The sequence below is a fragment of the Nostoc sp. NMS4 genome (assembly GCF_017115095.1).
Lineage (GTDB): Bacteria > Cyanobacteriota > Cyanobacteriia > Cyanobacteriales > Nostocaceae > Nostoc.
The window spans coordinates 39,248-58,932 of record NZ_JABXKI010000265.1; the positions used below are offsets into that span (position 1 = coordinate 39,248).

General features: G+C 40.6%; 14 protein-coding genes. 8 read left to right on the forward strand and 6 right to left on the reverse strand.

What is annotated here, in order from left to right:
* Window positions 1-378: 378 nt before the first annotated feature.
* Window positions 379-2,520: a serine/threonine-protein kinase gene (locus HWQ37_RS24630; protein WP_292752120.1), complete on the reverse strand. Its 2,142-nt coding sequence runs from the start codon at window positions 2,518-2,520 to the stop codon at window positions 379-381.
* A gap of 201 nt (window positions 2,521-2,721) precedes the next feature.
* Here HWQ37_RS24630 and HWQ37_RS24635 point away from each other — a divergent pair, with 201 nt between their 5' ends.
* From HWQ37_RS24635 to HWQ37_RS24665, 7 genes are all read left to right on the forward strand, one after another.
* Entirely contained in the window at window positions 2,722-3,423 is a 702-nt protein-coding gene (locus HWQ37_RS24635; protein ID WP_292752123.1) for a rhomboid family intramembrane serine protease, read from the forward strand.
* A 409-nt stretch (window positions 3,424-3,832) separates the two neighbouring features.
* On the forward strand, window positions 3,833-5,710 hold the full coding sequence (locus tag HWQ37_RS24640) for an ATP-binding protein (protein ID WP_292752126.1): 1,878 nt from the start codon (window positions 3,833-3,835) through the stop codon (window positions 5,708-5,710).
* A gap of 340 nt (window positions 5,711-6,050) precedes the next feature.
* Window positions 6,051-7,031: a caspase family protein gene (locus tag HWQ37_RS24645; RefSeq protein WP_292752129.1), complete on the forward strand. Its 981-nt coding sequence runs from the start codon at window positions 6,051-6,053 to the stop codon at window positions 7,029-7,031.
* A 16-nt stretch (window positions 7,032-7,047) separates the two neighbouring features.
* Complete coding sequence (locus HWQ37_RS24650) at window positions 7,048-8,127, forward strand: hypothetical protein (protein WP_292752132.1); 1,080 nt, start codon at window positions 7,048-7,050, stop codon at window positions 8,125-8,127.
* On the forward strand, window positions 8,124-9,122 hold the full coding sequence (locus HWQ37_RS24655; RefSeq protein WP_292752135.1) for an AAA family ATPase: 999 nt from the start codon (window positions 8,124-8,126) through the stop codon (window positions 9,120-9,122). Before HWQ37_RS24650 ends, HWQ37_RS24655 begins: the two co-directional genes overlap by 4 nt.
* Complete coding sequence (locus HWQ37_RS24660) at window positions 9,098-12,061, forward strand: hypothetical protein (RefSeq protein ID WP_292752138.1); 2,964 nt, start codon at window positions 9,098-9,100, stop codon at window positions 12,059-12,061. Before HWQ37_RS24655 ends, HWQ37_RS24660 begins: the two co-directional genes overlap by 25 nt.
* Before the next feature lie 116 nt (window positions 12,062-12,177).
* Window positions 12,178-13,512 carry a GTPase family protein gene (locus tag HWQ37_RS24665; protein ID WP_292752141.1) on the forward strand — a complete coding sequence of 445 codons (1,335 nt, stop codon included), beginning with the start codon at window positions 12,178-12,180 and terminating at the stop codon, window positions 13,510-13,512.
* On the opposite strand, the gene HWQ37_RS24670 is transcribed toward HWQ37_RS24665, so the two are convergent.
* From HWQ37_RS24670 to HWQ37_RS24690, 5 genes are all read right to left on the reverse strand, one after another.
* Window positions 13,509-13,997, reverse strand: a complete 489-nt coding sequence (locus HWQ37_RS24670) for a type II toxin-antitoxin system VapC family toxin (RefSeq protein WP_292752144.1) — start codon at window positions 13,995-13,997, stop codon at window positions 13,509-13,511. The genes HWQ37_RS24665 and HWQ37_RS24670 overlap by 4 nt on opposite strands.
* Window positions 13,998-14,261 (reverse strand): hypothetical protein, encoded by a 264-nt coding sequence (locus HWQ37_RS24675; RefSeq protein WP_292752146.1) that lies wholly within the window; start codon window positions 14,259-14,261, stop codon window positions 13,998-14,000.
* 134 nt (window positions 14,262-14,395) lie between these two features.
* Complete coding sequence (locus HWQ37_RS24680; protein WP_292752150.1) at window positions 14,396-15,628, reverse strand: DUF4336 domain-containing protein; 1,233 nt, start codon at window positions 15,626-15,628, stop codon at window positions 14,396-14,398.
* 841 nt (window positions 15,629-16,469) lie between these two features.
* Window positions 16,470-16,925: a pentapeptide repeat-containing protein gene (locus HWQ37_RS24685; RefSeq protein ID WP_292752152.1), complete on the reverse strand. Its 456-nt coding sequence runs from the start codon at window positions 16,923-16,925 to the stop codon at window positions 16,470-16,472.
* Between the two features lie 410 nt (window positions 16,926-17,335).
* On the reverse strand, window positions 17,336-18,199 hold the full coding sequence (locus HWQ37_RS24690; RefSeq protein ID WP_292752154.1) for an alpha/beta fold hydrolase: 864 nt from the start codon (window positions 18,197-18,199) through the stop codon (window positions 17,336-17,338).
* 268 nt (window positions 18,200-18,467) lie between these two features.
* On the opposite strand from HWQ37_RS24690, the gene HWQ37_RS24695 reads away from it, so the two are divergent.
* Window positions 18,468-19,550 (forward strand): glycoside hydrolase family 10-like protein, encoded by a 1,083-nt coding sequence (locus HWQ37_RS24695; protein ID WP_292752157.1) that lies wholly within the window; start codon window positions 18,468-18,470, stop codon window positions 19,548-19,550.
* The last annotated feature ends 135 nt before the right edge of the window (window positions 19,551-19,685 follow it).

Below are 19,685 nucleotides of genomic sequence, written 5' to 3' on the forward strand. Positions count from 1 at the left end.
TGCAAAGGGGAGGGAACTAGATTTATTATTTCCCCCCAATATATCGGGGGGATTAAGGGGGGTAGTTTGACTTGTGTATATACGGTAGCCCCAATACATACGGGGAGGGTTAGGGAGGGGTATTTTTGTACTTCATTAACTTACAATCCGTTGTATAGATAGAACACCAAAGTAAAAGCCTAACTATCCGGGGCTTTGTTGGGTTGCGCTTTGCTAACGCAACCTACAGTTTTTCTTAACTCTCTGTGTCCTCTGCGCCTCTGTGGTTCGACTTTCAATACTGTTCGGTTAAGACAAGAGACGCGATGAATCGCCGTTTCTACAATAATAAATTCGGCGGACATGATATCAATCCTAAAGCGTCAATTTCAGGGTTGCTTAGGGTTTGGTTGGCGGTGGATTGGTGGAATTAGGAAATGGCAGAGTTGGTACGATTATAGGCTTTGGTTTTTCGTCTTGCAGTTGGCCTTGTAGTTGAATTTGGGCTTGATTGCGAGCGTCTATTGCTTGTTGGTAATTAGGCTTGTATTTTATGGCACGATCGTAAGAAGCGATCGCATCTTGATATCGTTTCAAATTTAATAGAGCGTTACCTCTGCTAAACCAGCTTTCGGAATGGTCTGGTTTATAACGAACTGCCTTATTATAAGACGCGATCGCATCTTCGTATTTCTGCAATATGTATTGTGAATTTCCTAAATTGTACCAGAGTTGATAGTCGTTTTGCTTAATAGTTGCCGCCTTATTATAAGATTCTATTGCTTCTTCATAGCGTTTATTTTGATGCAGCGACCAACCCAAATTATACCAGGCTTGATAGCTTCTGGGATTGTATTTAATTACTTGATTAAAAGATTCAATCGCTTCTGGATAACGTTGCAAATTCAGCAATATATTACCTCTAGATAACCAAGCTTGATAATAAGTTGGTTGATATTGCACCGATTTATCATAAGCTGTAAACGCATCTTGATAGCGTTTTAAATTGACTAGTGCATTCCCTAAATTATACCAGGCTTGCTCATAATCTGGTTTTAAATCAACGACTTTTTGATAGGCTGCGATCGCTTCTTCATATCGTTTAGAATTCTGCAAAGCTAATCCTTTTTTATACCAAGCTTCGTAATTATCTGGTTTGAGTTCAATCGCCTTTTCATAAGATTTAATTGCTTGGTCATATTGGTTTAAATTACTGAAAGCTTCACCCTTAGCATTCCAGACATCTGAGTTGTCATTATTTAATTCTAAGGCTTTGTCAAAAGAGGCGATCGCTTCTTGATATCGCTGTAAATTTCCCAATACAGAACCACGTCCAATCCAAGCATCTAAATAATCTGGCTGAATTTGAATTGCTTTGTCATAGGCTGCTAATGCGTCTTTGTATTTTTTTAATTTATTTAGCGTTTTGCCTTGACCATTCCAGCCTTGAGCATAATCTGGTCTAATATCAACTGCTTTTTCATATACTTCTAGTGCGTCTTGATAGCGTTGCAAATCAAAAAGCGTATTTCCTTGTTTAGATAATTCTATAGCATTCTTTGAATTAATGTGATTCCAAATAAATATTGATGCTACTGTGCCAACAGCCAGGAAAAATATTGTTAGTAAAATTTTACCCAATATACCTTTTTTGGGTTGAGGTTTGTAGATATTTTTTGGTGGAGAAGGAGGAATTAACGCTATTGTTTCAACAGGTGGTTGGGTTAACTCTTTCAGCGCTCGTAATGCCACAGTTGCCGAAGGATAGCGTTGTCGAAAGTCGTAGCACACCATTCTATCTAAGAATTGAGCAAATTCTGGTGTTACCGTAGCTTTATCATGCCAGATAATTTCATTAGTATCAGCATCTTTGACTATTTCCTCTGGTGATAATCCAGTCAAAGCTTGAATAGCAATTATTCCCGCAGCATAGATATCACTGCTCAATTTGGGCGTACCATGAGCTTGTTCGCCAGGGATATATCCAGGAGTACCGATAGCGACTGTTGCGATAGTTTGACCTTGAGGAGTAATAACTTGAGTAGCAATTTGTTTGACTGCACCAAAATCAATTAAAATTAATTTGCCATCTGGTTGTCGTCTGAGGATATTTCGGGGATTGACATCACGATGAATTACATTTTGTTGGTGGACAAATTCTAAGATTGCTAAAAGTTCTTGTAAAAGTGAAATTACTTCTTCTTGAGTGAGGATTTTACCTGAAGTTAATTCTTGACTCAAATCGTGACCTTCGATCAATTCTTGTACAAGATAGAATTCGGCATTTTCTTCAAAATAAGCTAAAAGTTGGGGAATGCGATCGTGAGTTCCTAATTTATACAGAACTTGCGCTTCCGTATCAAATAAACGCCTAGCTGTTTCCAAAGTTACCGGATCGCTTGCCTGGAGTTTGAGTTTCTTGACGACACATAGAGGTGAACCAGGTAATTGGGTATCACAAGCCACAAAAGTTTCACCAAAACCCCCACCTCCCAAGTTGCTAATAATTTGGTATCTTCCTACAAGTGTGTTTCCTAGCATCTCGTTTGCCTAGTTAAGTGCGATGCGATCTGATTTCAATCTTGCCACAGGTTAGGGGAGAGTGAGGGAGCAATCAATTCAAAATTCAAAATTCAAAATTAAAGAACTTCTGCCTCCTACCTTCTCTTTCCCAATGCCCAATCCCCAAATAAACCCAAAAATTACAAATTACGAATTACGAATTACGAATTACGAATTAATATGATTCCTATTAGTGATAACATTCGTTGTTGGAATAAGCCGATTATTAATTATTGGCTAATTGGTATTAATATCGCCGTATTCTTATGGGAACTCCAACTAGAATTTAGTGATACGTTGGGCTATTTTGTCAATAGTTGGGGTGTGATTCCAGCCCAGATTAGTGGGGCAATTACAAATGCATTCTTGTTCAACAATTCTGCTGCTTGGATAGTTGTAATTTGGCGGGCATTTTCACTAGTTTTTGGAATGTTTCTGCACGGTAGTTTTAGTCAAATATTAGGAAATCTGCTATTTTTGTGGGTTTTTGGGAAGACTGTAGAAAATATTCTGGGACACAGACGCTATCTAGAATTTTATCTGGCATCTGGCGCGATCGCAGGGGTAATACAAATTTTGGCTGAACCGAGTTTGACAGTTCCATTGATTGGGGCAAATGGTGCGATCGCAGCGATTTTAGGAGCATACATTACGAAGTTCCCTAAAGCTAAAATTGACACGATTTTACCGCTAATAATTTTGTATATCCCTATCCAAATGCCAGCCTTTTTCTATATATTTTGGTGGTTTGTGCAACAACTATTTTATGGTATCGGGAGTTTAAATATTCCTCCTGTTGGCGTAAATCAATCGGGTGTTGTCTTCTTAGGGCAGGTTGTGGCATTATTTATTGGTGCAGCTTTCATAAAATTTAAAAAATAACCTTTCTTTAGCTAGTGGTTTATCAAATCCATTTTGACGGTTGGAGAGATGCGATAAATCGCCGTCTCTACAGAAAACTTATTCGTCAATTATTTCTTGACAGACTACTAGTTAGCTATAAGTCAATACGGTTCAGTTAAGGCTAAAACTCTGTTATCCAAGTCAATTTTTTAACGAACCGCCAAGGCGCAGAGGACGCAGAGAGAAGAAAGAGAAGGAAAAAATTGCTTAACTGAACTGTATTGAGCTATAAGTAATTAAAATCTGTAACATAAATTACGAATTACGAATTAATTATGTACCTTTTGATAGATTACATTTGATAGCTGAAAAATTCATAGATCGAACTAGTGATACCTACTCTTCAAGTCGATATTGTCGATATTATTAAAAATTAGCGGTGTACAATATGCAAGATGTTGATAAAATTAACTTTGAACTCACTGATGAATTGGCAGTTTTGCGGCAGCGTGTAGCTGAGTTAGAGCAATCAGAGATATTTTATCAACAAAGGCAAACAGCGCTTGAGGAGCAATTAACAGAACTAAAAAGAAAGCTGCCAGTAGAAGCAGAAAATCTTCATAATAAAGTTGGACATTTTAATCTGCCAACAGATGAAGCAGTAATTTTAGAGCAACTCCAACAAGAAATTGCACAGCGACAGCAGGTAGAAGTAATTCTCAAAGAAAGTGAAGAACGGCTGAGGCTAGCTTTAGATGTATCCCAAATGGTCTTGTGGGATTGGAATATTGTTAGCAATCAAGTCATCTGGTCGGAAAATTATGAATTGCTTTTTGGTCTAGTTCCAAGTATTTTTGATAGCCCTTACGAGACATTTAAAAAGTGCGTTCATCCTGAAGATAGCCAATCTGTAATGCAAGCGATCGCCAGCGCTTTGGCAGAAAAAACTGACTACAATGATGAATTTCGCATAGTTCGCTCAAACCAAAGTACACATTGGATTTCTGCCAAAGGAAAGTTTATCTATGACGCTCAAGGACAAGCGGTGCGGATGATTGGCGTTTGTATGGATATTACCGATGTCTACGAAGAACAACTCTTAGAAACGCTACGCGATCGCTTAGGCAAATTGACTGAAAAAGAATGCAATCGCCTACTCGACTGCGAAAGAACAGCACGACAACAAACAGAAATCGCCAACAAAATTAAAGATGAATTTCTGGCGGTTCTCTCCCATGAACTGCGAACCCCACTCAACCCGATTTTGGGATGGTCGAAAATGCTGCAAACTCGCAAGTTCGATCAAAAAACTACTAACCACGCCTTAGAAACCATTGAACGCAACGCCAAGTTACAAACTCACCTAATTGAAGATTTGTTGGATGTGTCTCGCATCCTTGAAGGAAAATTAAATTTGAATATCTGTCCAGTCAGCTTGGTAATGGTAGTTGAAGCAGCATTAAAAACGGTACGACTAGCAGCACAAGCTAAATCAATTCAAATTCAGACCGTATTTGATGCTAGTTTAGGACAAGTGATGGGCGACCAAAATCGGTTGCAACAAGTCGTGTGGAACTTACTTTCTAATGCGGTAAAATTTACACCAGCAGGAGGACGGGTAGAAATTCGACTCATGGAAGCTGGTAATCAGGCTCAAATTCAAGTCAGCGATACAGGTAAGGGAATTAGCTTAGACTTTTTGCCTTATGTGTTTGATTACTTTCGCCAAGCTGATGGTACAACTACACGGACATTTGGTGGACTAGGCTTAGGATTAGCGATCGTGCGTAAAGTTGTAGAAATGCATGGGGGAAAAGTTCAAACCGAAAGTCTTGGAGAAGGATTGGGTGCAACCTTCAGTGTCGAGTTACCGCTTTTAGTCAGAAATGAACAGATTCGGGGTGAAGAAAATCAGTCTTCATATTCTGAGCCAGAATCCTTGCTTCTTGCGGACACTCAAATTTTGATAGTGGATGATGAACCAGATATCCGCGACTTAATCACCTTTATTTTACAAGACTACGGCGTACAAGTAACTGCCGTATCATCAGCACAAGAAGCACTACAAGCACTGTCTGAGTCGATACCAGATGTTTTAATTAGCGATATTGGAATGCCAAAAACAGACGGTTATATGCTGATACGTGAAGTGCGATCGCGATCGCCTCAACAAGGAGGAAACGTACCAGCGATCGCTCTGACAGCTTATGCAGGGGAAATGAATCAGCAGCAAGCATTAGCCGCAGGATTTCAAATGCATATTTCCAAACCAGTAGATCCAGATGTATTGATGAAAGCGATCGCTGATTTGATTGAAGCAAGCTGATAAAAGTAAGCGAACATTCCCAAAAAAGGTCATTAATTAATGGGCAAGTGTAAAGGGCGAAAAGGAGTGAAAGCTTAGTTTTACAGTGTAAAATTCGGATTTGTCCTACATCATTTTTGGGGAAGTTAGTAAATCAATAAAGCGTACTCTGCAATATTTGTTTACAACCTGTTCCATCCCAAATTACACATATCTCGGCTACCACCCTAATAGGCGATTTTTTACGGATGAGGGAGCAAGCGTTACTGAGTGACACCTTTCGCAATCTTGCGAAAGATAGTATGCTCAATTTGTATCAAAAGCTCAAACATTAACGTATTTTATCGGAGCCAATATAAATATGACCCAAACCTTCAGGCAAGGGTATGCTGTTATTATCGGAGTAGGTTACGACTTGCCTATCACAATTGATGATGCTACTGCCGTTGCGAATCTACTACGCGATTCATCTCGTTGTGCCTATCCTAGTGAGCAAGTACGTTTGCTAACTGGTGAAGAAGCAACTGTTACAAATATCTTATCTGCTTTAAGTTGGCTGGCTGATGTAACTGGAAAAGATGATACAGCTATCGTTTACTTTTCTGGTCACGGAATGGAAACACCAGATTATTATTTATTACCTTACGGATACAATCTGGAAAATTTGCAGCATACAGCGATTCTTGGGTCAATATTCACCGAACGTTTGCAAGCTATTCAGGCAAAGAAATTACTGGTACTCCTTGATTGCTGCCATGCTGGTGGACAAGCTGAAGCTAAGGGAGCAATCAAATCACCTTTACCACCATCAGCGATCGCGCAGTTAGGAAGCAGCAGTGGTCGAGTTATACTAGCTTCGTCACGGAAAGATGAAGTTTCTTGGACAGGCGATCCCTATAGTAAGTACACAGCAGCTTTATTAGAAGGGCTAGCTGGCTATGGAGCATTTGAGCAAGACGGCTACTCCCGTGTATTGGATTTGGCAATGTGGGTAGGACGCAAAGTTCCAGAACGGACAGATGACAAACAACACCCCATTATTAAAGTTAGGAATTTAGAAGATAATTTTGCTTTAGCTTGGTATGCTGCGGGTGAAAAAAGACCTTATGCGCTACCAAATTGGACAGCTAATATTCCATCAATTACACCAGGGTTGGATACCACTCAAGTGGCTACCTGGAAACGAATGTTAATTAATTATCGTAAAAACCTACAACTGATTGATGAGCGGATGAGTGAGTATATTGATTTCACTACTATTCCACTACAACTAGAGAATAATCGACGCTCTACAGAAAGCAAGATTGCAGAACTGGAACAAAAACTAGGAATGAGACTTTAAACATAATGCTAAAGTAATGACTCAGGAAGAAATAAAATCTATTGAGAAACAGATAGCCGAAATTGAAGATAATTTGCTTTTAATTAATGAAAATGAATCCCAACACCCAGAAAAAGAAAAAATTCCATTAAGTTTAACAAAAAATAAACGCCAATTTGAAAAACAATTGCAAAAGCTACGTGACGAACTTGCACGACTCATAACTGTTGCGCCTAGTTCAGTAGCCTTACCTGATTATCTTTATCTACTACCTGATTACCTTAATCGGAGCGGACAAGAGTCCGCGCTTAGTGCTGCAATAAATAATCTTGATAAGAGAAAAACTAAACCACTGCTTTGTATTTTTCATGGTGATGAATATCAATGTCACAATCCATTTTATGAACGTTTAATAAAAAGTTCTATTCCTGAATTACTTGAAATTAAAGATTCTGAAAAAACCAGCATTAAATGCTATTATCCAAGCTTTCCTATAAATTTTAAAGATAGAGATAATTTTGATTATATGCTTCAACAAAGTTTAGCTAAAAACATAAGTGAAGTTAGTCGAAATGTATCCAATCAAACAATCAATGATTGTTTAGCTAAATATCCCGGGCCTGTAATATTATATATACATCTTTTAGCTAATGATTTACCAAAATCTAGTTTAAAATCGACTCTCAATAGTTTTATAGACTTTTGGAATAGATGGCCTACTCTTGCTGAAAAGCAGCAATTAATCGTGTTTTTATCTATTAAATATTATCAGAAAAAAAAGCGTTTAATTAATTTCATGTCCGACAGAAATGATATTTCAATGATTATTGAAGAACATTTACCTACTCAATTATCTAGTTGTAAGAGATTGATTGGCATAGTTTTGCCAAAACTTGAAGGAATTACTAGACATGAAGTAGAAGAATGGGTACAAGCTCAGTGCAGAAACTATTTCTTTGAAAAAGTCGATTTCAACCAATATATTGAGCCGAAAATTCGAGAAATTTTTGAGCAGTACAAATCAAATGATTTACCTAAAAGAATTCCTATGGAAAATTTAGCTTCTCAATTGAGAAGTATTTTGGATGAATACATTAGAAGGAGCGAAAGCACATGAAGTTTCCCTTTTATCTTAGTGATGGCAAAAAGCGAAGTGATGTACCGGCAACTTTGCCTGTATCACGGCGTTCCCAGATAATGCAGCCAGAAAACTATATTGCAGATCCTGGACTGGTTGATGCTTGTAATATTGCTCTGCTTCTAGGACAACCCCTCTTACTGACTGGAGAACCAGGTACTGGTAAAACCCAATTTGCTTATAGCGTTGCTTGGCAACTTGGTTTTGAAATACCACTCAAATTTGAAACTAAATCTACAAGTACTGCCCGCGATCTATTTTACACTTATGATACTTTGAGACAATTTCAAGATGTACAGAATGGTATAAAAGATAGAAGCTCTCTCAACTATTTAACATATCATGCTTTGGGCAAAGCAATTTTGCTGACTAAAGAAAAGTCAGACATTGCGGAACTGCTTCCACCAAATTTTGAGCATCCTGGTAAAAGACGCTCTATAGTTCTCATTGACGAAGTAGATAAAGCACCCCGCGACTTCTCTAACGATATTCTCAACGAATTGGAACACCTGTATTTTCGAGTACCGGAACTAGGTAACGACGCAATTCGAGTTAATCCCGAATTACAACCCATTATTATCATTACCAGTAATTCTGAGAAAGACCTTCCAGATGCCTTTTTACGGCGTTGCATCTATTACAACGTCCCCTTTCCAGAGAAGGAGCGTTTACGAGAAATTGTTACTAATCGATTAGGTTTAAACTCTCACAGTAACAATGATTTTCTTACCACAGCATTGGATCTGTTTTACAAGCTACGACACTCATCAAGTGGCTTACGCAAGAAACCAACGACTGCTGAACTTTTGGGTTGGATGATAGCGCTGCGAGAAATATCTCCCAACCATCCAGAGAATCCACTTAAAAACCCTGACTTAGCTCTATCAACACTTAGTAATTTGATCAAAAGAGCAGAAGATCAAGAGAAGGCTCAGATCATAGTTAAAACATGGATAAGCAACCCCAAGAAGTAAATCTAGATCGGCTAAATTTAGAGACGCTAATCGAGTTCATGGATGAACTGCGGGAGGCAGACTATCAAATCGGGATATCGCAGTATATTGCCGTCCAAAACCTGATGCTTGCGCTTATTGCTCAAGGAGATAATCTAGATCGTCCTCAGAGATTCAAAACTCTTCTTAGTCCATTGCTTTGCCACTCACCTACTGAACAAGAAGATTTCTATCAACGATTTGACCAATGGCTGAAACGCCTGGGTTTTAGCGTCAACAATGCTGCACCAATAGACACGAAGGCAGAGAAACTACGGCAGGAGTTGCGGAAACTTAAGAACCAGAAGCGGAAATGGTGGTGGTTTGCGATAATTGCTCTTCTTGCGTTTATAGGTGTGCTTTCTGTGAGATCAATGCCGTTCCAGCCTAAACTTATAATAGCTAAACCTTCAATATTTAGAACTAGCAAACCTACACCTCTTCAGCCTAAACTTTCAATATTTAAAACTAGCAAACCTACACCTCTTCAGCCTAAACCTTCAATATTTAGAACTAGCAAACCTACACCTCTTCAGCCTAAACCTTCAATATTTCAAACTAGCAAACCTACGCCTCAAAGCCAGGTTACGCAATGGCAACTCATAGTATTAGTAGTACTTCTACCAGTTTTGATATTTTTCGTTTGGCGACTTTGGTGGTTTTTCCAAGCGGATCGATTTCTAGTGCGTCATTCGACCAATCAACAGCCTCAATTAGAGCAAGTGTATATTGTTGGTTTGGATGAGGAATTGTTTCCCAAAGTTTTATTTTTACATATCGCTCAAGGTTTTAGACGGCGTATCCCAATTTCATTCTACGAACTCAATGTTAAAAAAACGGTAGAAAAGAGTGTGCAGTTAGGAGGTTACTTCACTCCAGTATATAGTTATCGCCAGCTTCTCCCTGAATATCTGGTGCTAATTGATCGCACTAATTACAATGACCACCAGGCGAGATTTGCTAAGGAAATAATTGACAGGTTAAGCCAAAATCAGGTTTTTCTCATAGGATACTACTTTGATAGCGATCCACGCGTCTGCTTTCCGGTGGCAGGTAAAGGAACTCCCCGCACACTGCACGAAATGGCCAGAAAATACAGTCAGTATCGCCTGATTCTATTCTCAGATGCTGAAGGGTTGTTTAGTTCCCGTACTGGTGAACTGGAATCTTGGAATCATTTGTTTACAAATTGGAGCGATCGCGCTATTTTAACTCCAAAACCCTCAGAACATTGGGGATATCAAGAATTGGAATTATCCCGGCAGTTCGCTGTTCTACCTGCTACATCTGAGGGGTTAATGAAGTTGGTACATAGTATTAAGTATGAAGAATTGCCTTATACACCTTCAGATAATTTTAGGGCACCTTTTCCAGAAATATTGAGAGTGCGATCGCGTCGCTGGATTGAACGAGATCCCCCGGAATCATTGCTAATTGATGAGGTTTTAAAATCTCTCCAAGGCTATTTAGGTAAAGCTGGTTATCGCTGGTTGAGTGCTTGTGCTATCTTCCCACAAATGCATTGGAATCTCACGCTCTACTTGGGTTATAACCTCAGCACAGAATATAAATCTACCTTGCTCCAAGATTCTCAGATCACTGATCTAGCTCGCTTACCGTGGTTCCGGGATGGTTATATGCCTGACTGGTTGCGGATACGTTTGATTTCCGAAATTCCCCGTCCAGAGGAAAAAAAGATCCGTTTAGCAATTGAAGCGTTGTTAGTAACTGCTGTTGAAGGCTCTGTTGGATTTCCGGAATTAGAAAGTGTCAAGAATAACTTTTATAAGCTTATGTTGGCTCAACCTCTGCTTAATTTGCTAGCTAAGAAAGCACCTGAAGATAGTCTTTTGCAAGACTACATTTTTCAAGAATTCATGGCTGGTAAAAAAAATAAGCTAGCGGTTCGGATGCGAAAAGCTTCGCGTAATGTACTCTCTTCCAAAAGAACAGAATCGTGGTTTTGGCTTCAATGGTTCTTGGTCACTACCTTAAGTCAAACTTTAGGTTGGGGTGTAGGGTGGTTGGGTGAGTCAATTATTATGCTGACTCTATCATTAGCTTTTAGTGGAGTTATAGCGGGAGTTATACAGCTGTACATCTTGATCTTGTATGTACCAGAGTATGTGGCTAAGAGCAGTCGCTGGATATTAGCTAGCTGGATACTGACCAACTCAATCTCAAGTATCGGCTTATTATTTGCCGCAATTGTAGTTTTCGCAAAAGCCGGAACCTTCGCTGGAGAAGGATCTGTAGCCTTGGCCTTAACTATAACTGGAGCCGTAGTCTTAGCCTTAGGGGTAGCCTTAGCTGGATCTACTGCCGTAGCCTTTGCCGCAGTCTTAGCCGCAGTCTTAGCCATAGTCTTAGGCTTAGTTGGAGCCTTAAATTTAGCCTTAATCGTAGCTGTAGCCGGAGGTATAGCTATAGCCGGAGTAATAGTCTTAGCCATAACCGGGCCTATAGCCAAAGCCATAGCCCAAGTTTTAAATATAGCTAAAGCTAAGGCCGAAGCCTTAGATATAGTCTTAGCTAAAGCCGAAGCCTTAGCTGGAGCCGGAATCTTAACCGGAGCGGGAATCTTAGCTTTAGCTGGAATATTATCCGCAGACAAAATCGGAATCTTAGCCGGAGTCATAATCTTAGCTGGAGTCAGAATAATTCAATCGCTGATCTTAGATGGAATCTTGAACCAGACTATATCGTTGTATCGGGTATGGACGTTATCGCGCATCTTGAGTGATGTTGTTAGCTGTCTAGCTATCCCAGTAGCCTACGGGGTTACAAACTTCATGGAAAATTATGTAAGTACTTCCGTGGCAAAAATCGCTTTCGGGGCTACTCTGGGAACTGGTTCGGGGATTGTATCAGGAGCAATTACAGGCATTGCATTGCTTTGGCTATTGCGACAACGTCAGTAGACCGAAAAGTTGTGTATTATATCCAAACGAGAACCGCTAACACTACTAAAGGTACTAGTTATCCCTTTTAAAATCGCTATAAGATGACAACAAGGGTCTTCTAAGTTTGGATGAAAATGACCGAGCAAGGTGATGCTGACTTACCATCAACCGATTCTCAGCAATTGAGTGAACCGACCGACAAAACGATTACCAAGTCGGTCGATAATTCCTGGACAAATCAGATTGCTGGTGTCTGGAACAAAGCAACAACACGTCTAACGCAACTCCTACCCGTAGAACAACTGGCACAGACAGTTGTGGAATGGTTTAGTGTGAGCGATACTCAGGTTGCAGAGATTTTAGAGAAAATCCGAGCCGAACTGCCAACCACAGAAGCGCTGCTAATTGGTAAACCCCAAGCCGGAAAAAGTTCTATTGTCCGAGGATTAACGGGAGTTTCTGCCGAAATTGTTGGTCAAGGATTTCGCCCACACACACAACACACCCAGCGCTATGCCTATCCTTCCAATGATTTGCCGTTACTGATTTTTACTGATACCGTGGGGCTGGGTGATGTCAAACAAGATACTCAAACAATTATTCAGGAGTTAGTTGGCGATTTACAACAGGAAACTCGTTCCGCCAGAATCCTGCTTTTGACTGTCAAAATCAATGATTTTGCAACTGACACCCTACGACAAATTGCTCAACAACTGCGCCAGAAATATCCAGACATTCCCTGTCTGCTGGTAGTTACCTGCTTGCACGAAGTTTATCCTAGCGATACCGTCGATCATCCCATCTATCCGCCAGATTATCAGGAAGTCAACCGCGCATTTGCCGCAATGCAACAAGCCTTTGCAGGAATAAGCGATCGCTCTGTACTCATTGACTTTACTTTAGAAGAAGATGGCTACACTCAGGTATTTTATGGCTTAGAAGCACTGCGAGATTCCTTAGCAGAACTGCTCCCACAAGCAGAAGCCCAGGCGATTTATCAGTTATTAGATCGAGAAGAAGTTGGGAAGCAAATTGGCAACCTTTATCGAGATGCTGCACGCCGTTATATTTTGCCATTTGCGATTATGTCTGCAACTCTGGCGGCTGTCCCTCTGCCATTTGCGACAATGCCCGTACTCACTGCTTTGCAAGTATCAATGGTGGGTTTGTTGGGTAAATTATATGGGCAGACAGTTACTCCATCTCAGGCAGGAGGCGTTGTGAGTGCGATCGCAGGTGGTTTTTTAGCACAGGCAATTGCCCGGGAGTTAATTAAATTTATACCAGGTATTGGCAGTGCGATCGCCGCTTCTTGGGCAGCCGCCTATACCTGGGCATTAGGGGAAGCAGCTTGTGTTTACTTTGGTGATTTAATGGGAGGTAAGAAACCCGATCAAGAGAAAATTCAGTTAGTAATGCAAGAAGCATTTAAAGCGGCGCAAGAAAGGTTTAAAGGAATCAAACTTTAGGGGTAGTTATTGGGGTTTTCAACAATTAGACCTTCACTTGCTGCGGCTGCATTCAATTCGAAATCAGCAGATACAAATGTCACCAAAGGTAAACTGTTAGCTATGCAGAGGGCATTTACCGCACGACCAGACCCTAGCTGAACTGCATCGTAGCCTCGTAACCCGTATGCTTCAGCTAATACCATTGCAGAGTTGATAATGCTCTCTGTGATTTCGACAACTTGGTATTCAGACTGGAGATCGCTTTTAAACTGATTACATACTGCGATCGCATCTGTAGTAATGATACTTCCACCACGCGTTCCCCCCAGGGGTTGCCGTAGGCATCGTCGTGTAATGGCAGCGACAATTTCAACACTAGTAATAGCAGCAATTAGTACATCATTTTTTAGTCGCGGGTCAAATAAACTCAAAACCCATGCTGAACCTATCTCACTGACGTAGCGTTTGACCAGCGCACTGCTATCTAAATAATAAGCTGCCATCTAGCAGCGTTCCTCAATGATTGTTTCAGAAACAGTTTTACCCTGTACCTGAATAAGTTGGTGTTCAGTTTGCTGAATGTAAACTGGTTGCTTGAGTTGTTTTACCAACCCAGAAGTTAACAGTGCTTTGTGAAATGTTGTCCGTTGAGTAACTTGTTCTTGCTCAACAATATATCTTTGTATAGCCTGATTCAACTGCTGTAACTCTTCTGGCTCTAAAATTTCAAGCTGATTGAGGATTTGGTTAAGAATTGCCTGTGGCATAGGCTTCTACGGTTCACCTGAGCTAGTTTATCTATTATTTTACGGTGGATATAACTTTACTTAATCATTTGTAAACAACTCGTAGGGTAGCACAGTTAGCTGTGCGCCCAAAGCATGGGTTACATACCGCTCTCCTATACCTTGTCCTTGGCTGCTGGCACAATCCCAAACTTATTTAAACCTGCATCGATTTCCCTAAGTGCTTTAAAATCTTCCTCTGGTAAAGGATAGCTGCTACTGCTCAACAAATCACCACTAACAATCGGCTGCTTTTCCAAAAAAGAGAAAGCTTGGCGAAACTGATGCCCTTGGGCTTTAATCGGTGAATCAAAGTGGCAAGAAATAACCCACTCGAAGTCCCAACTTGCAACTTTATCAGCCCAGTCAATGGTTTCCTTCGGGGCGCGGTTGAGAATTAGCGTCTGTAAAATTGGTGCCACAAATAAACGCCCATCACCTCGCAGGGCATCAAACGATCGCAGCCAATCTGACTCCCATTTAAAAGGATACAATCCAAAATAAGCTTTCCTGGATCGTTCTGGGGCTTTCAAGGAATCTTGTAAAACCTGACTCCATTGGGGTATATCTAATGCCCTTGGTCGAAAGTATAAAGCAAACAGACAGATGCGCTGCCAACCCTTACGGCGATTTACCTGACTATCTGCAACAATATCAGAAGCGCGATCCTTGGCATGAAATAATAAAGGATATGGATCTAATAAAACGATCGCAGGTGGATCTTCTGGGATAGAAAGTACAGAATCTGTCACTAAAAGAGTATGCGATCGCTTGTGGAAAAAAGCAACTTCCGCAAACCTACCAAGGCCAAGACCAATAGGGCCAAGTATTGCATAATCAAACTCGTCAGCAAAGGGGGTTTTGCTGCTATCTTCTGGAAGTACTTGAGTGCGTTTTGGAGGTAAGCCAAGCCAGCTAAGGGGAAGATTTAGCGGGAAACTCCACTGATGGGGAGCCACAAACACCTGTGCAGTCGGAAAGTATCTGGCGAAGGGGCCAACAAAAACTTTGTGTTCTATACCAGAGATAGTTGGCAGAATAATGTACTTAATATCGCCATATTCTGCCACCAACTCATTCACAAGTCTGATGCACTCTGGGGTTGGTGCAACAGGCGCATAGACAAGAAGACCCCTAGTTTCTAACTTCACAACAGTCATGCGAATTGGTACAACAACGTAGAAAATGCCCTGAATTTGGTCAAAATTCCAGATTGTCTCTTTAAGCACTTCTTGACGAATTGTCTGCCGCCTACCATAGGGGTAGAGTGGCACAACAGGCCATAATCCCCAGGAAAAATCCTTTGGATAAATCTGTTGTGTATTGACTATGCGTTCATCATTAGCCACTCTGCAACCCCCTCCAAATTCCCAATACTCAAATTGTTTTTATTTGCTCTCCAGGAAGTTGGAGTTTAGCAAATTGTTGAGATAATAATACCAATTTGTAATTCGTAATACTCACCAAAGGCAAAAAGCAAGCTACGTAATTCGTAATTCGTAATTAAAAGGGGTTAGATTTTTTAAATACCCCTAAATCCCCCTTAAAAAGGCTATGGTGTACACACAAGTCGGAGAACTATTCAGTGCGACAGGCTGTACCTTTGAACCTAGCGCTTACCAACTGTACTGGTAGGGGTTATTAAATATGCTAGTCAAGGTGCATTTGCAGATCGTACAGTCTTGGGCAATACTATACAGCACTTCCGGCAGCTATGAGGTACATCCTCAAAACTGAAAGCTATGCTAGGAGGGGGCAAGGATAAAAACTGTATTGCATAATAGCCGGAAGCGCTGTAACGCCTATGGGAGTTGGCTCGGTGATTGGAGCCATAATCGGAGGAATGCTTGTTGGTATTGTTCCACCACGGGTACTAAAGGTCATACTAGGGATAATCTTGAATATATCCGCGTTTCGAGTCTTTCACAAAGTAAAGTCCTCTGATGGGAAGTAACAAAGCTTTTCAGATTTTGATTGCACTTTTTTGTGTCGATATCAGTGCGATCGCCAAAAGAAACCCCCTCTGCTTTTGCCATAGTAAAGTGATTACAACGCAGAGGGGTTTCATTTATTTTAATATTTTTGTGGAGGCAGGTTTTAAGGATAATCCTGGCAAAAAACTAGTTTATTTGATTTAAAACCCGCCAAAACCTATGTTGAATTGATTTTAAGCTGTGTACTCAGTTAGGCCTATTTCCAATCGGGAATTTCAGCATCTTCTCCCCCAATCCCGATTCCAGTGTTAAATATTTCCGCACCAGTAAGATTTAGATCGTTCATTGATGCTTGATACACATTAGAATCGTGAATCGTCGCGCGAGTAAAATTTACTCCGTTGAGATTAACTTGCTTCAAATTCACATTGGTTACATAAGCAGATGTTAGGTTAGCACCTGCCAAGTTTGCACCAGTTAAGTCAGCACCTTCGAGGTTAGCTCCTACAAGGTTGGCTCCTTGGAGCTTCGAGCCTCTCAAGTCAGCACCAATCAAATGAGCGCCACTGAGGTTAGCTCCTGATAGATCGCACTTAACACATTCCCCAGTTGAAAGCAGCTTTTGTAAATCCTGTGGATTCTCGGCTCTAACCGAGCTAGCGAAAAATAGGGGTGTTGCTAAGGCCATGGCCGCTAATAGCTGGAGTTTCATAATTTTCCCCCTTAATATATCGAGTTGCGTCCGTTCTGTCCCTCACAACTCTATTATCTCACTAAATTTCGTAAGGTCAATCTATCTTGTGACAATCTATCTTGTGACAAGTTAGTTGTGATCTGAAACACAGTTAACAATTCAAAATTCAAAATTCAAAATTAAAGACATTTCAGACTCTTGATTTAAACCCCGACTGAAATTGGTGCTACATATAGATTGCAGGTTATTAAACCCTTTAATTTACGATAAAGGTGATGCCAAAAATGCCATTAATTCCGAATCTCTGGCGATTTTTACTCAATAATTCCCCAAAAACTGCCAGTGTTAAATCACTATTAAATCTTTTTAAAAGTAAAAGCTGGCAGCAACTTAAACAAGTATTTATACTTATCAATTGATAGTTTAGCTTAAGTCTTCAGAAATTCTCGCATATACTGATTAACCAATTCTGGCTGTTCTTGCTGCACCCAATGACCACAATTAGGAATGTACTTGATTTGAAAATCCCTGACATAAGTGGCGGTATCGTAGGTTAGTTCCTTGCCAAGTACGGTGTCATTTTCTCCCCAAATCATCAGTGTTGACACTTCCAGAATGCCCCAATTTGGATTTAACATTCTCTGTTGAAAAACATTGCGGTAGTAGTTCAACATTGCTGTAAGCGCACCGCGTTTTGCCGCAGCATTTTTGTACGCATCAATATCCGCTTTAGTGAAAGCACCTTTGTTAACTGCTGTACCTTTAAAAATTGTTTCAATTGCTTGATAATCTGAAGATTGTAAGAATATTTCTGGTATCCAGGGTAGTTGAAAGAGGAAGATATAGTAACTTCGCTGCAACTGTTGGAGGGTGCGTAATCCTTGGGCAAACTTGGCAGGATGAGGTAGGTTAAGAATAATTAATCGTTCTACCATTTCGGGATAAGTGTATGCAAAAGCCCAAGCGATCGCACCTCCCCAATCGTGTCCAACTAATACACATTCTTGGTATCCTAACGCTTTAATTATCCCCTCAACATCTTTGATAAATTCATTCATCACATAAGCTGATTGTTCCCGTGGTTTATCACTGTCGTTGTAGCCACGCAAGTCAAGAGCGACGACTTTAAAATCTTGGGCAAATTCTGGTATTTGATGCCGCCAAGAGTACCAAAACTCAGGAAACCCATGCAACATCAACATTAAGGGACCTTCACCTTGGTTAACGTAGTGTAGTTTTACACCGTTGGTGGTTATATATTCGTGTTTCCAAGAAGTTTCTATTAGGGACATAATTAAAATAATTCGTAATGACGCTCGTTCGCTCTTAGCGTCTCCCCTTGGGAGAAGACTCGCTACCGCTACGCTAACGTAATTCGTAATGATGCATACTCTACTTAATAACTGTAAGATTATTTTGAGCAGTCTCACGTCTATTGAATAGAAAAAAATTAGATAATTTGCCCTGGGGTAGATGTGAATCGTGGATAAATTTTGGTAAAGGGTAGATATTATCCCCAATTAGCATGAGACAACAGTTGACAAACCATGCTTCAGAGAAATGGCAATAATAGAAACCCGTGGTATCTGGTTGACCACTACTGATAGTAAAGTTCTCAGATCGAAGGAACGCATTGCTGAAGCGATGGATTTCTTGGCCGAGACGGGATTTAATGTAGTGTTTCCCGTGGTTTGGAATAAAGCAGTAACTTTATATCCTAGTCAAACAATGCGGCGAACTTTTGGGGTCGAAATTGACCCGATGTTTGTAGGGCGCGACCCTTTAGAAGAAGTGGTAATTGAGGCGCGGCGAGTGGGTTTAAAAGTCATTCCTTGGTTTGAATACGGTTTTGCCAGTTCATACAATTTGAATGGTGGTGTACTTTTACAAAAAAAACCGGAATGGGCTGCGCGCGATCGCAACGGTAACTTACTGAAGAAAAACGGCTTTGAGTGGTTGAATGCACTCGACTCACAGGTGCAAGAATTCTTGTTGAACTTGGTACTGGAAGTTGTAAAGAATTATGATGTCGATGGTGTTCAAGGAGACGATCGCTTTCCGGCGTTACCCTCTGAAGGTGGGTATGATCAGGGAACTGTCACTCGCTATCGTCAGGAATTCGATCGCAATCCGCCACAGAACTCCAAAGATAGGCAATGGTTACAGTGGCGCGCAGATATTCTAACTGAATTTTTGGCGCGTCTCTACCGAGAGGTGAAAGCGGTGAATCCTAATTTGTTAGTTGCGATCGCACCTAATATTTATGATTGGGCATTCCAAGAATATCTGCAAGACTCGCCCGCATGGATGAAGCGGGGAATAGTTGATCTGATTCAGCCGCAGATTTATCGCCGTGACTTTAGGAGTTACGCTGCGATCGCTGATAAACTAGTAAACCAGCAGTTCACAGATGCGACACTGCCCAAGTTAGCACCGGGAATCCTGATGAAGCTTGGCTCTTACTGCATTAGTCCAGAATATCTCGTGCAAGCAATTGCATACAATCGTCAACTTGGTATTCAAGGAGAGGTATTCTTTTTTTACGAAGGTTTGCGTGAAAATAACAATACCCTTGCTAAAGTTTTGCAAAATGGACTTTATGCTGAGTCTGCATCATTTCCCACTGTGTCAGATTTGAGTTAAGTCTGGAAACACTACTCAGAAAACTGCATAAAAAAACTCAACTGGATCTATTAACTCACTGAAAGGTTTTAAACCGACAATCTGGAATGCTATTGTTTGCCTTTGTAGTTAAGTATCTACGGTATAGGCTCCCTA